Origin of the sequence: Streptomyces incanus, from assembly GCF_042656345.1 — a bacterium.
Taxonomy (GTDB): domain Bacteria; phylum Actinomycetota; class Actinomycetes; order Streptomycetales; family Streptomycetaceae; genus Streptomyces; species Streptomyces incanus.
The window spans coordinates 38031-50422 of sequence record NZ_JBHSPC010000089.1 but is presented as its reverse complement, the minus strand read 5'-3'; the positions used below and the strand labels follow the sequence as shown (position 1 = coordinate 50422).

The 12392-nt window shown below is 70.1% G+C and carries 12 protein-coding genes and 2 pseudogenes; 6 read left to right on the top strand and 8 right to left on the bottom strand.

The features are described 5' to 3' along the window. On the bottom strand, positions 1-154 hold a 154-nt coding region (locus ACFP2V_RS26920), incomplete at its 3' end, for a helix-turn-helix domain-containing protein (protein ID WP_381217729.1). Here ACFP2V_RS26920 and ACFP2V_RS26915 point away from each other — a divergent pair. Then, positions 137-538: a hypothetical protein gene (locus tag ACFP2V_RS26915; protein WP_381217705.1), complete on the top strand. Its 402-nt coding sequence runs from the start codon at positions 137-139 to the stop codon at positions 536-538. The genes ACFP2V_RS26920 and ACFP2V_RS26915 overlap by 18 nt on opposite strands. 356 nt (positions 539-894) lie before the next feature. Here the strand turns inward: ACFP2V_RS26915 and ACFP2V_RS26905 are convergent, their stop codons facing one another. Beyond that, on the bottom strand, positions 895-2049 hold the full coding sequence (locus tag ACFP2V_RS26905; RefSeq protein WP_381217703.1) for an AbrB family transcriptional regulator: 1155 nt from the start codon (positions 2047-2049) through the stop codon (positions 895-897). A gap of 289 nt (positions 2050-2338) precedes the next feature. On the opposite strand from ACFP2V_RS26905, the gene ACFP2V_RS26900 reads away from it, so the two are divergent. Together ACFP2V_RS26900 and ACFP2V_RS26895 are read left to right on the top strand one after the other, a co-directional pair. Next, positions 2339-3016 carry a response regulator transcription factor gene (locus ACFP2V_RS26900; RefSeq protein WP_055629569.1) on the top strand — a complete coding sequence of 226 codons (678 nt, stop codon included), beginning with the start codon at positions 2339-2341 and terminating at the stop codon, positions 3014-3016. A 102-nt stretch (positions 3017-3118) separates the two neighbouring features. Then, positions 3119-4450, top strand: a complete 1332-nt coding sequence (locus ACFP2V_RS26895) for an ATP-binding protein (RefSeq protein ID WP_381217701.1) — start codon at positions 3119-3121, stop codon at positions 4448-4450. A 144-nt stretch (positions 4451-4594) separates the two neighbouring features. Here ACFP2V_RS26895 and ACFP2V_RS26890 read toward each other — a convergent pair whose 3' ends face one another. The 3 genes from ACFP2V_RS26890 to betT all read right to left on the bottom strand — a co-directional run bounded on the left by ACFP2V_RS26890 (position 4595) and on the right by betT (position 8576). After that, the gene (locus ACFP2V_RS26890; RefSeq protein WP_381217727.1) at positions 4595-5071 is read right to left on the bottom strand and encodes a hypothetical protein; all 477 of its coding nucleotides are present in this window, start codon (positions 5069-5071) and stop codon (positions 4595-4597) included. A gap of 206 nt (positions 5072-5277) precedes the next feature. Then, positions 5278-5790: an ATP-binding protein gene (locus tag ACFP2V_RS26885; protein WP_381217725.1), complete on the bottom strand. Its 513-nt coding sequence runs from the start codon at positions 5788-5790 to the stop codon at positions 5278-5280. A gap of 509 nt (positions 5791-6299) precedes the next feature. Beyond that, positions 6300-8576, bottom strand: coding sequence for a choline BCCT transporter BetT (gene betT / locus ACFP2V_RS26880; protein WP_381217699.1), 2277 nt, complete (start codon positions 8574-8576; stop codon positions 6300-6302). 505 nt (positions 8577-9081) lie between these two features. Here betT and ACFP2V_RS26875 point away from each other — a divergent pair. After that, entirely contained in the window at positions 9082-9345 is a 264-nt protein-coding gene (locus ACFP2V_RS26875; protein ID WP_381217697.1) for a contact-dependent growth inhibition system immunity protein, read from the top strand. 187 nt (positions 9346-9532) lie between these two features. On the opposite strand, the gene ACFP2V_RS26870 is transcribed toward ACFP2V_RS26875, so the two are convergent. After that, the gene (locus ACFP2V_RS26870) at positions 9533-10345 is read right to left on the bottom strand and encodes a M23 family metallopeptidase (protein WP_381217695.1); all 813 of its coding nucleotides are present in this window, start codon (positions 10343-10345) and stop codon (positions 9533-9535) included. A gap of 169 nt (positions 10346-10514) precedes the next feature. Here ACFP2V_RS26870 and ACFP2V_RS26865 point away from each other — a divergent pair, with 169 nt between their 5' ends. Together ACFP2V_RS26865 and ACFP2V_RS26860 are read left to right on the top strand one after the other, a co-directional pair. Further along, positions 10515-10946, top strand: a complete 432-nt coding sequence (locus ACFP2V_RS26865; RefSeq protein ID WP_381217693.1) for a hypothetical protein — start codon at positions 10515-10517, stop codon at positions 10944-10946. Between the two features lie 216 nt (positions 10947-11162). Further along, a pseudogene (locus ACFP2V_RS26860) lies at positions 11163-11264 on the top strand (IS5/IS1182 family transposase); the annotation flags it as partial. A 276-nt stretch (positions 11265-11540) separates the two neighbouring features. Here ACFP2V_RS26860 and ACFP2V_RS26855 read toward each other — a convergent pair. Next, a complete protein-coding gene (locus ACFP2V_RS26855; protein WP_381217691.1) occupies positions 11541-11903 on the bottom strand; it encodes a hypothetical protein in 363 nt (120 codons plus the stop codon). 112 nt (positions 11904-12015) lie between these two features. Continuing rightward, positions 12016-12231, bottom strand: a pseudogene (locus tag ACFP2V_RS26850) (serine/threonine protein kinase); the annotation flags it as partial. Between the last annotated feature and the right edge of the window lie 161 nt (positions 12232-12392).

The window sequence follows — 12392 nt, the reverse complement described above, 5'->3', positions numbered from 1 at the left end:
GGCCGGGCACCGGGCGCCTGGGAGGATCACTGCGGGCCAGGGCGATGATCGCCGAGCGCTCGTCCTCGGTCAGCCGGCGGGGGCGCCCCGGGATCGGCCGGTCGCCGAGCCCGTCCAGGCCTTCGGCGTTGAACCGGTGCAGCCGCTCCCGCACCGTCCTGGGGAGGCCGCTCAGGTCACCGACGCGCTCGAAGCGCAGGCGGACGCACTGGAGCTGGACGACCAGCGCCGTTTCGGAGTGGACAAGGCGGTCGGCTACCTGCGCGCGAAACTCCCCTACCTCGGCTACGACATCGCCCTCGCCGAAGGCTGGCCGATCGCGACAGGCGTGATCGAGGGGCCTGCCGGCACCTTGGTCAAGGACCGGAGGGACATCACCGGTGCCCGCTGGGGCCTGGCCGGGGCCGAGGCCGTCCTCAGGCTCCGCGTGGTGATCAGCAACGGCGACTTCGAGGAGTACCGGGAGTATCACGTGCAGCGCGAGCATCTGCGGGTTCACGCCATCCGCTACCCCGACGGCCTCGCACTCGCGGCGTGATCACCGTCCCTCAAACAGAGCCGCACCCAAGGCCGATCGGCCGACGGTGGCCCCAGTGCCACTCATGGCCCTGGAAAGACCCAGCGCGCAAGGACCGAGATGGTTCCTGTGCTCACTGATGTCAGTCGGCGGGTCGGGCCCGCCCGCAGCGTCACCACGAACATCATCGCTGCCAGTCGACCGAACCAGCGCTGCTGGCGGCATCCAGGGCGAACACCGTGGCGTCGTCCATGCCGGTGCCGTCGTTGCTGCCGACGTAGACGGTGCCGCGGACAACCGCGGGCGAGGAGTCGACGGCGCCGCCGGTGGTGTGGGTCCACCGCTCGGTGCCGGTGGGGCGGCGTCAGGACGTCGGGCTACGCCCGGCTCACCGCCAGTCGGCGGATGATCAGGGGGGTGACCAGGACCACGAGCAGCAGTCGCAGACTCTGCACCGTGGAGATCAGCGCGACGTCCGCGTGACCGGAGACGGCCGCGGCCAGGACTGCGTTGATACCTCCGGGCGTGGTGGCGAGGTAGGCGTCCACGACAGGAGTGCCGGTCGCCTTCGCGAAGATCCACGCCAGCCCGGCGCAGCCCACGCAGACCGCCGCCATACCGACCAGGATCGACGGCAGCAGTTGCCTGACCCGCACGAGCGTGTCGCGCGTGAAGCGTACGCCGACGTCCAGGCCGACGAGGACGAAGACGGCGTTCTGCAGGATTCCGGCCGGCGCGAAACCGGGCAGCACACCGCTCAGGGTCACGACCAGCGCGAGCAGCATGGGCCCGATCAGCGCAGGGGTGGGCAGCCTCAGCCGCCGCCCTGCCAGGACCCCGGCCGCGCAGACGCCGACGAGGACCAGCAGGCCGGTGAGCTGGTCCGACCCGGCGACGAGGTGCAGGAACCCGGAGTGCGCCGGCCCGCCGTGTGACGCCTGGCCCCCGGACCGCCCGGGCGACGACATCATCCAGTGGGCGGCCAGGGGCGCGGTGGTCGCCACCAGACCGACCCGCAGGTACTGCATGAAGGCGACCAGCCGCACGTCGGCCTTCAGTTCGTCGGCGCAGCTGACGATGGCCGCCGAGCCGCCGGGAACCATGCCGAGGACAGCGCTGGGTTTGCTGATGCTCCCCCGCCGAGCGAGAAACCAGGCCACCGCGACACTCAGCGCCACGGTGGCCGCGGTCACGGCCGTCAGTGGCAGCGCGACCGGGGCTGCCGCGACCAGAGCGGACGCCGTGAGGTAGCTGCCCATGAGGGCGCCGACCAGTGCCTGTGAGGAACGGTTCAGCGGACCGGGCAGCCGGCCCCGGACCCTGCCCGTCAGGGCAAGGACCGCGCCGAGCACGAGGGAAGACAGCAGAAACGGGGCGGGTACGCCGACGGCGGAGGCCCCGAGACCGGCGGCGTACCCGCCCACCGCGATCAGGGCCCAGCGCCACGCGGGGGCCGGACGGGGGAAGCGGAATTCGTGGACCTGGGGTGCGGGCTTCTGTGCGGTACGGAGGGAGGTCCGAGTCGTGGACACGTGCTCTCGCTGCCGCACGGAAGTCGAAGCCACAGGGATACCTTTCGTCGAGGGTGGCTCCTCCCGCAGGCGCTGTGCCCACACGACGAGCCGCTTCCCCCACTGTGCGGGGGCCCTCCTGAGAGGACGCTGAGAACTCCTGAACGCGTGCTGAGTCTTACCTGGGAGAACGCTGAGAGCGGCACGCTGACCAGCGCTTTGCATCTAGACTCGACAGCGGAGACCACCGTTCGGCCGCCCCTGTCCAGGGCCCGGAGCGGCCGTTCGGCCCCCCTGGGAGGAGAGGCACGTGCGGGTGCTGGTGGTCGAGGACGAACGGCATATCGCGGCCGCGGTGGAGCGAGGGCTGCGCGCCGAGGGCTTCGGCGTCGACATCGCGTACGACGGCGAGAGCGCGCTGCACCTGGCCCAGTACGGTGACTACGCGGCGATCATCCTGGATCTCATGCTGCCGGGACGCAACGGTTACGACGTGTGCCGCACGCTGCGCACTGAGGACGTCACCACTCCCGTGCTGGTCCTGACCGCCAAGGACGGCGAGTACGACGAGGCCGACGCGCTCGACCTGGGCGCTGACGACTACCTCACCAAGCCGTTCTCCTTCGTCGTGCTGCTGGCCCACGTTCGCGCGCTGATGCGGCGCCGCACTCCCCAGCGCCCCGCCGTGCTGCGCGCCGGCGACCTGTGGCTGGACCCGGGCGCCCACCGCTGCGGTCGCGGTGACACCGTCCTGGAACTCACTCCCCGCGAGTTCGGGCTGCTGGAGTACCTGCTGCGGCACCCGGATGCCGTAGTGAGCAAGACGGAGCTGCTCGCCCAGGTCTGGGACGCCTGGTACGAAGGCGATCCGAACATCGTCGAGGTGTACGTCGGTTACCTGCGCCGCAAGATCGACACCCCGTACGGCCGCTCCTCCATCGAGACGGTGCGCGGTGTGGGGTACCGGCTGGACGGACGGGGCGGCTGAGTGTCCGCCCGCTCCCGCCTGATCCGGGCGCTCGTACGGTGGCCGCGACGGCATCGCCGGCTCACCCTCCGCTCACGCGTCACGCTCTGGGCCACTTCTATCGTGGCGGTGGCGGTGATCGCGGCCGGTCTCGGCCTCCTCGCCGGACTGCAGCGCTCCATATGGAGTCGCCTGGACACCACGGCCCAGCAGCGGGTCTCCGACGTCTCCACCCTGGTCCGGGACCACCGGCTGCGCGACCTCATCCCCTCCAACGGCAGCGACGCCGACGTCGTCGTGGTCGTCGACTCCTCGGGGCACGTCGTCTCCAGTTCCGACTACGACATCCACCCGGGCCAGGCCGGCGGCTTCCCGCGCCCGCTGCCCGCCCGGATCAGGGCCGGCCACACGGCGACTCTCATGGACCTTCCCGTAGGGGACGGCGGCGACTTCCGCGTGGCCGCGAGGCCGGCCCGGCTGAAGGGCGTACCAGTCACGATCATCGCCGCCGTCTCCCTGGAGCAGTCCGAACACACCCTGGACAGTCTGGTCGCCGGCCTGGCCATCGGGGTGCCCGCGCTGACCGCGCTGGTCGCCTGGACCATCTGGCTCACCGCCGGACGGACTCTGCGCCCGGTGGAGACGCTGCGCCGCCAGGCCACCGAGATCAGCGCCACCGGCCTGCATCGCCGCCTGGACCTCCCCCCGTCCCAGGACGAGGTGCACGCGCTGGCCACCACCCTCAACGACATGCTGGGCCGCCTGGATCAGGCGTCCGCCGCCCAGCGGCGCTTCGTCGCCGACGCGGCCCACGAACTGCGCAGTCCGCTCGCCGCCATCATGGCCCAGCTGGAGGTCATGGCCGCCTACCCCGATCCCGAGCGCGATCCGAAGACCGCCGCCGATCTCCTGGAGGACGCCCTGCGCCTGCACGACCTGGTCGAGGGGCTGCTGGCCCTGGCCCGCAGCGAGGATCCCGCGGCCCGGCGTCCCTCGGACCGGGTGGTCGACCTGGACGAGGTGGTGCTGGCCGAGGTGCGGCACCAACGCGGCCTCTCCACCGCTGCCATCGACGCGCGCGGCGTGTCCGCCGGCCGGGTACGGGGCGACGCGGAGGCACTGCGCCGCGTGGTGCGCAACCTGCTCGACAACGCCCGCCGGCACGCGGCACACCATGTGCGGGTGAGGCTCGACCAGCACGGGGACACCGTGGAACTCACCGTCAGCGACGACGGCACCGGCATCCCCGAGCCGGATCGTCTCCGCGTTTTCGAGCGCTTCACGCGCCTGGACGAGGCCCGCTCCCGTGACGCCGGCGGCTCGGGCCTCGGCCTCGCCATCGTCGGCAAGGTCGTCACCGCCCACGGCGGTGTCGCCTACGCCGACCAGGACCCCCCACCGACCGACGGCGGCCTCGGCGGCGCCCGGCTGGTGGTCCGCCTGCCATCGGCGTAGGCCCGTCGAAGTCCTCAACCGCCTCAAGAGACACCGCGCCGTTGGCCACGCGATACGACAAGCTCGCGGTCCGCTACGAGGCGACCGTCCTCATCGCGACCGTCCTCATCGCGGCCATCAACGAGTGGCTGTGACCCACGGCCGTCATACGGCGGGATCCACGTTCCACACCTCAGGCAGATCGCTGCCGCAGAAGACGCAGACGAAGTCGTCCTCACGCACGATGTTGTGCTCCTGGCAGTCAGGGCACCGCCGGAACACCACCCCATGGGTGAAGCCGGACGGACGCCCGAGCTCTACGTCGTCCAGAGCACGGGCGACTGCCGCCCAGGAGCTGACGCCCGGGCAGTACCCGGTGGAGTGGTTGCTGACGTCGCCCACGGCCCACCGGCCTGCCTCGCGCAAGAAGCTGATCTCGCCGGCGCTCAGAACCATTGCTCCGCCGGCACAGGCCACGTGCTCGCTTCGCCGCGGTGCCAGTCGAAGTACGCCGTCCGTTCCGACCACGAAGGTGAACGGTTCGGCCAGTTCCGCTGCCGATCGCTCAGCGACCCAGCCGTCGAAGTCAGCCGCCGAGCTGATCCGGCATCCGCCGCTGCAGGGCAGGACCGCGGCCTTCAGCTCGACCGGTCCGACATATCGGTAACTCCGCCCCCGCGCACTCACATGAGTCAACCTAGAGCACTTCCGACACACGCTCTAGGCCCGCACTTCGCGGGTCACCCGTTAGTGAAGGCTCAGCGCATGATCACCGACCGGTTCCCGCCGCGATCGGTTGCCCGATGACAATCACGCCGCCGGGCCGACCGCCCGTGGACCGATCCCGATCACTTGATCTTCACGATCGAGGGACCCGCGAAGTACGGGTCTAGGAGGGCCTGATCAGGTCGGTGCCCGATGCGTCGCCGGTTCGACGGGTCGCTTCCGTCCGGGTGGGACCGGTCGTCACGAGCCTGGTGGCGGGTCGGCAAGGCATGCGGCGGTCGGCGCTTGCCGAAGGGCGCCGGGCCGGCTGGTCGGCTGGTCGGCGCGGCGCTCACCGTCGCCCACACGGTCTTGCCGGGGCCGGGGCCGGGGCCGGGGCCGGGGCCGGAGCCGGAGCCGGAGCCGGAGCAGCGATCGGTGACGCCCCGGTCGTCGGCCAGGGCGGCGACGAGCAGGAGGCCGCGGCCGGACTCGGACTCGGCGTCCGCGGGGGCGGGGGCAGTGGCGACGGGCCCGCGTTCCGCGCGGGTGTCGGAGGCCGCCACGCGTAGCCGCCCGCCGTCCGCCTCGGCGGCCGGCCGGACGCGGAAGTCCCGGCCGGGGACCCGTCCGTGGCGTACGGCGTCGGCGCACAGATCGGCGGTGATCAGGTTCAGCGTCTCGTTGACGTCGCTGGGGCAGGGTGGCCCCAGGAGTCCGGGCGGTGCCCGGCATCGTGCACCTGAGCGGAGGCATGGGGCGGCTTGCGACGGTCGGCGCTTCCCTCGGCTCAGAGAATCGCCACAGCCCGTCCGGCGACCTCGCCCTTGGCGAGCTTGTCGACGTACTCCGGGATCTGCTCGAACGTAATGGGCACGATCTTCGAGGTGATGTTGCCACTGGCCATGAGCTTGAGCACTTCCTCGGCCTCGGACCCGCAACCGGACGCTAGTTAAAGTTTAAACGTTTTCGGTCGGAAGTCGAACGGCCCGGCGCCAGGCGCACGAAAGACGGCCCCCGGCACCGAGGATCGGCGCGGGGGCCTTGCCGTGCCCGGCCGGCTTTGCCGCCGGCTCCGGGAGGACGGGGTCGCTACGAGACCTGGCGGCCGCCGTGGGGCTGCGAAGCGGGTGGCGCGGGCACCGGCCGTCCGGTGGAGCGGCGCCTACGCCTTCGGCCCGATGTCCGCTGTGTCCTTACCGGCGTCGTCTTGCGGCTCCGCGGGCTCCACCACCGGGATGGCGCCTGTGGTGGTCGCGACCGGCGGCGTGAGCACCGAGGCGTAGTCGTGCTGGGTGGAGTAGGTGAGGAAGCCCAGGTGCGCCTCGTAGCGGTCCAGGACGTCGTCGATCACCTGCTGGGGGGACAGGCCCATGAGGTCGTAGCCCTCGGAGCCGGTCTGGGTGAACACCTCCACCCGGTAGTAGACGTCCGTCTGGCGGGACATGCGTCCGCCGAACATCGGCACCGGGGCCTCGACGGCCTGTACCTGGTAGTGGAAGTCGCGGTGCTCGGGGATCACGACCACCAGCGCGTGGCCGGAGATGCCGGTGTGCTCGTTCGGGGCCAGGTCCAGCGTGGCCTGGTAGCCCTGCTTCTCGAATTCGCGGACCACGTCGGCCAGCGCCGGCTGCACGGTGCGCTCCATGAACTGGGCCACCTGCTTCTTCGAGGGGTAGGAGCGCATCCGCTCCAGCCGCTGGCGCCAGGTGCGCTCGGGCACGTAGCCGCCGTGCGTCGCCGTCGACTGCCGGCGCAGGACCCGGCCCTCGCGCTCGGCCCGCTCCATGCGCAGGGCCTTGGAGAAGGAGGCCATCACCAGCCAGGCGATGACCGTCACCGGCAGGGCGAAGATGAGCGTCGCGTACTCCATGGTGGTGACCCCGCCGGCCACCAGCATCGCGATGGTCAGCACCGCGGTGAGCACCGCCCAGAAGACGCGCAGCCACTTCGCCCCATCTTGCGACGGTTTGGGGATCGAGGAGGAGAAGTTGGACATCACCATGGCGCCGGAGTTGGCGCTGGTGAGGTAGAACAGCAATCCGGACAGCGTGCCCAGGCCGATCAGGAAGCCGGCGCCGGGGAACATCTCCAGCAGTGCGAACCAGCCCTTCTCCGGACTGTCCATGGCCTGCTGGGCGAACTCCTCGTTCCCGTTCATCACCTGGTGCATGGCGCTGTTGCCGAAGATGCTCACGATCAGGAAGTCGCAGAGCACTGGGGCGGTGACGGCGGCGATGACGAACTCGCGCAGCGTCCGGCCGCGGGAGATGCGGGCCAGGAACAGGCCCACGAACGGGCCCCAGGCCAGCCAGAACGCCCAGAAGAACAGGGTCCAGCCGGCCATCCACTCGGAGCCCCCCTCCTGGTAGGCGAGGGTCTGCAGGGTTCGGTCCGGCAGCGAGAAGACGAACCGGCCGATGTTCTCCACCAGGGCGTTGAGGAGGAACGCCGACTCTCCGGTCACCAGGATGTACAGCAGCATGGCCGCCGCGCCCCAGATGTTCAGCTCGGAGATCAGCCGGATCCCCTTGTCCATGCCCGAGGTGCAGGCGGCGATGGTCATGATCACGGCCACGACCACCAGCGCGATCTGCAGGGCCAGGCCCTGCGGGAGGCCGAACAGCAGGGAGAAGCCGACGTTCAGCAGCACGACGCCGATGCCCATGGAGGTGGCGACGCCGAAGACGGTGCCGACCAGGGTGACGATGTCGATGGTGTCGCCGATCCCGCCGCGGACGCGCTTGCCCAGCAGGGGGTACAGGGCGGCCCGGATGGACAGCGGCATGCCCCAGCGGTAGGCGAAGTAGCCCATGGCCATGCCGAGCAGCGAGTACATGGCCCAGCCGGCCACGCCGTAGTGGAACATGGTCCAGACCACGGCGTCCTGGGCGGCCGCGCCCGTCTGACCCTCGCCCGTCGGCGGAGCCATGTACTGGGTGATGGGCCCCGTGACGGAGTAGAAGAGCATGTCGATGCCCACGCCGGCGGCGAACAGCATGGCCACCCAGGTGAAGAGCTTGTACTGCGGCCGGGAGTGGTCGGGGCCGAGCCGGACGGAGCCCTGTTTGGACAGCGCGACCCAGAGGACGAACACGATCACCACGGTGACGGTCAGGACGTAGAACCAGCCGAGGTTCTCCGCGATCCAGGCCACCATGGCCCGCATGGTTCCGGCGGCGTGCCCGGGCATGAACATGGCCCAGAGGGAGAAGGCGACGATGACGGCCGAGGAGATGACGAAGACGCGCCAGTTGACCTTGGGGCCGGGTTCCTCGATGAGTTCCGCGGGGGCCTTGCTGAGCTCCTGGCGAGAGACGGGAGGACGGTTCTCGGCCTCCTGGCCGTGGCGTCGCCGTTCGGTGCCGCCGAGCTGGCGGCGTTCGATCGGGGCCTTGGGCGGCTCGTTCCCGGGGCGGGGCGTGTTTGCGGCTTCTGTCATGCGCTCCTCTTCCTATCGGAGACGAGTTCGGGCGGGCGCCGGCGTGGGCAGACGTCCGCGGCCTCGATCCGAAGGGATGGGGAGGCCGTGCACAGTGGGCACCCTGTCGTGGGGCCCATCTAGCCATTAGTACTCCTAAATACGCCTAAAAAAACGATCTTGGTGACCCGCTCCGGGGCCGGTGGAGATCTCAGATGTTGGTGGTGACCTGGGCTTTCGTGGTGTTCAGGTAGTGGTTGGCGGCTTCGTGTTCGGCGGGCGGGATGTGCCCCATCTCACCGTGGAGCCGGGTCTGGCCGTACCGGTCGGTCGCTGCCGCGCGGGGAGGGGACCAGCCGGTGCTCCAGCGCCTCGCGGGCGACCGCGGGGCCGTCGCTCCCCCGGAGGACCGGCGAGCCGAGCCCCGCTTCTGACGCGTCCGGCGGCACGCGGCACCCGTGCATCCGGCTTTCCGAGCCGGGGCGGTTCGGACCGCGCTTGGGATCCGGCATGGGACGATCCCTCGGTGACTCGACTCGTGCACCGTGACCGCTCCCTCGAGGAGCTCGAGCGCGACCGTCGGCCGGCCCCGTCGGGCGACGCGACCCGGCTCGTGGCGACCGCGCACGCGCTTCGACGTAAGCCGATCGGCGAGCTGACCGTCGAGGACATGCGGCTGCTGATCAGGCAGAACGTGGGCCTGGCCTACCTCCTGCCGCCGGCGCTGGAGGTCGGGTCACGCTCACGGACGCCCATACTGCCTTGCCGGGGCCGGAGCGGCGGTCGGTGACGCCCCGGTCGTCGGCCAGGACGGCGAAGAGGAGGAGGCCGCGGCCGGACTCGGCGTCGGGCTGAGCAGGGGCGGTGACGGCGGGTCGGTGTTACGGGAGTGTGCTGTACGTACGTGAGGCGACGCGCGCCGGGCCCGGTCGCTCACGAGGGGAGCGGCCGGGCCCGGCACATTCGGTGATGGCGCGTCAGCAGTTCGGGATCACGGTTCCGTTGTTGTCACGCGCTTCGTCGTTGCCCCAGCGCGACAGGTAGTACGCGGAGACGTACGCTCCACGCCCGTTCTTGCCCGCGTAGGTGGTGTCGAGGTCCGTCTTCAGCCACCAGTGGTTGTAGGTGCCGTTCGCGCCGCGGATCTCCTGGCCCCACACCTTGCAGTACACGTAGTTGGTGCCCGCGTTCAGCACACCCTGCGGGTCGTTGGTGTTCGGCTGCGCGTAGCCCGTGGTGTTGGCGAAGGTGTCGACCCAGTACTTGCTGCTGCCACAACCGTTGTCGCTGGTCAGGTGGTAGCTGCCGTACGAGCCGGGGTAGGCGAGCGAGGTTCCGTTGATCTTGATCTTCTGGCCGACGCCGTTGTACAGCTGCTCGTAGTGGATGTGCGCGCCGGAGCTGTTGCCGGTGCTGCCGGTGGTGCCGATCTGCTGTCCCTGGCCGACATACGCGCCGCTGGCGACGGAGAAGGCGTTCAGGTGGAAGTAGTACGTCTGCCAGCCGCCGCCGTGGTCGATCTTGATGTAGTTGCCGGCGCCGCTCGCCTGATAGTGCCGGGTGGCGGTTCCGGAGGCCGAGGCGAGTACGGGCGAGCCGTTGGTGGTGCCGCCGTCACTGCGGACGAAGTCCAGCGCCTCCCGGACCTCGGCCGAGTGGTGACTGTACGTCCATTTCTGGCCACAGGAGAAGGGGGCTTTGAAGAGGGGCGCGGCCTGCGCGGGCGTCGCCGCGAGCAGGCCGCCCACGAGGGCCACGAGGCCCAGCAGGGCAATGCGTATCGAGCGCAATGCTGTCTCCGAACTACGAAGTGCGTGGAAGATTGATGTCCGCTACACGGACGGGCCCAGAATGCCGCAGATTGATGCGTCCACGACAGCATTCTCGGGAAAGTTTCCTCCCGGAGCGCGCCGACGCCACCGGTCCCCGCGGTTCGGGGCGGGAGGCGTCGTCCGCCTGGTGTCAACTCGCGGGACGGGTAAGGTCCTTTTCTCCTACCTGAAGTCACTGGGCGGCCGTCCGCTTGCCTACGCGCCGTTGCTGGAGCACGCTCCGAAGCGGTACAGGCAGGCGCTGATCCCCGACGGGCATCTGGAACTCTCCGACATGGTCAAGATGACCGTGCTGAGCACCCGGGAGTACGCGGTGACCATCGACGACTGGAAAGCCACCGACCTCACGTGCGGGAAGAGCACCGCGCAGACGGTCGTCGACCTCCCGCCGCAGGGCGGAGTCGCCTACGACGGAATCCGGCCCCACCTTCCGCCCCGCGCCGGCGAACCGGTGCTGACCGACGAAACCGAGGGACAGGGCGAGCCCTACTTCAGCACCCGCTTCATCGAGTCGAGGTCGGGAACGGGCAGCCCTCGGGCGGGCTCCGGGCGGAGGTGATCGCGCCACCGGGACAGTCGTGCCAGTGGGGCGTCAAGGTCCACTGGCACGACAACCACGTGGCGGGAGGACAGTGGGTCTGTGCAACCACATGGTGAAACCGAGCGGGTCGCTGCGGCCCGGCGGGCCCTGACCAACTGGCTTGCCGAGCAGGCTCCCACCTCCCACGGCTCCCTCGTACCCTGACTGTGGGGCCGGTCGAGCCGACGGGCTCCGACGGACATGCTCGCCATCGCCTACGAGAGCGCACTCCACCGCGCAGCCGTCTTGATCTGGACGCGACCACGGAAAGCCGAGGTCGCCCGCTCGCCAGGGAATGTCCGACTCAGGGCCTGGGCGTGGCGTCGACTGCCCGCACCCGGCAGTCCGAGCACCTTCCGGACCTCTTCGCGACGAACAGATGCCGATAGATCGTCACCTGACGCAGAGGGATGCCGCAGAGCGTCGCCTCGTCCGCCAAGGCGTGCTCCAGAGCCGGGTCACCTGTCTCCCGGCATGCCGTGAAGCACGTCGGGGCAAGCCCGAACGTGAACCTGAAGGATCGGAGGTGGCGACCAAGAGGTGGCATGGCCGCCACCCTCGCACGTGGCCCGATCACCGTGAAGTCAAAGGGACAGGCCCCAGGGGGTGTTGCGAACCGGCGATGTGCTGCTTGAGCGCCGCGAACTCGTTCGCACCCTTCACGAGTCGACAGGCGCCGGTGTCCGGGGCGACGAGTAGGGGCCAGTTACCGCCGACGCGGATCTGACGCCCGCCCTCGTCCCTCGCGGTGGGGCGCCAGGTGAAGCCGAACCTGCCCGTGACGACCGGGGTTGTCCACAGCCCCAGTTCAAAGGCCCACTCGTCCCACCGATCGGTCAAGCCACGACCGAAATCCTCCGCGAGTCGCCTCGCTTCGCCCTCTTCCAAGGACTCCTCCTTCATTGCGGACCACTCGGTGTCGTACTCGGGCCGCACCTAGGCGACCATGCGGACCGCGTGCTTGCGCAGCTCAAGAGGGTAAGGGGAAGGACGTGCCAGGACTCGATCCTCTCAAACGATCGAGTCCCTACCGAACCCGGAACGGTTCAACCAGGAACAGCTGGTCGTACGACTCGTCCAGCACCGCGTCGTACACCTGCGGCACGCCCGGGTGCTGGATCCGCGCGGTGACCCGCGCCTCCCGCCGGAACCGCTTCTCGAACTCCTCCGCCAGCTGCGGCGACGTCACGGCCTGGGGCCGCACCAGCTTCACGGCGACGGGCCGGTCCAGCACGGCGTCGAAACCACGCCACACGTCGCCCATACCGCCGTGACTGAGGGGTTCGAGCAGGTCGTACCGATTCGCGATCCGTCGTGTGTCGTCCGGCACGTGGCCCCGCCCCGCCCCTCGTCCTCGCCCGTCGAGCGCCCGATGTGATCCAGGGGCATCTTGGCCGGTAAGCGACGGAAGAGTCCAGTTGGGGG

Bases quoted from the DNA above. Each gene is read 5' to 3' on its own strand.
- betT (WP_381217699.1), bottom strand. From the start codon at position 8,576: ATGACAGAAGCCGCAAACACGCCCCGCCCCGGGAACGAGCCGCCCAAG.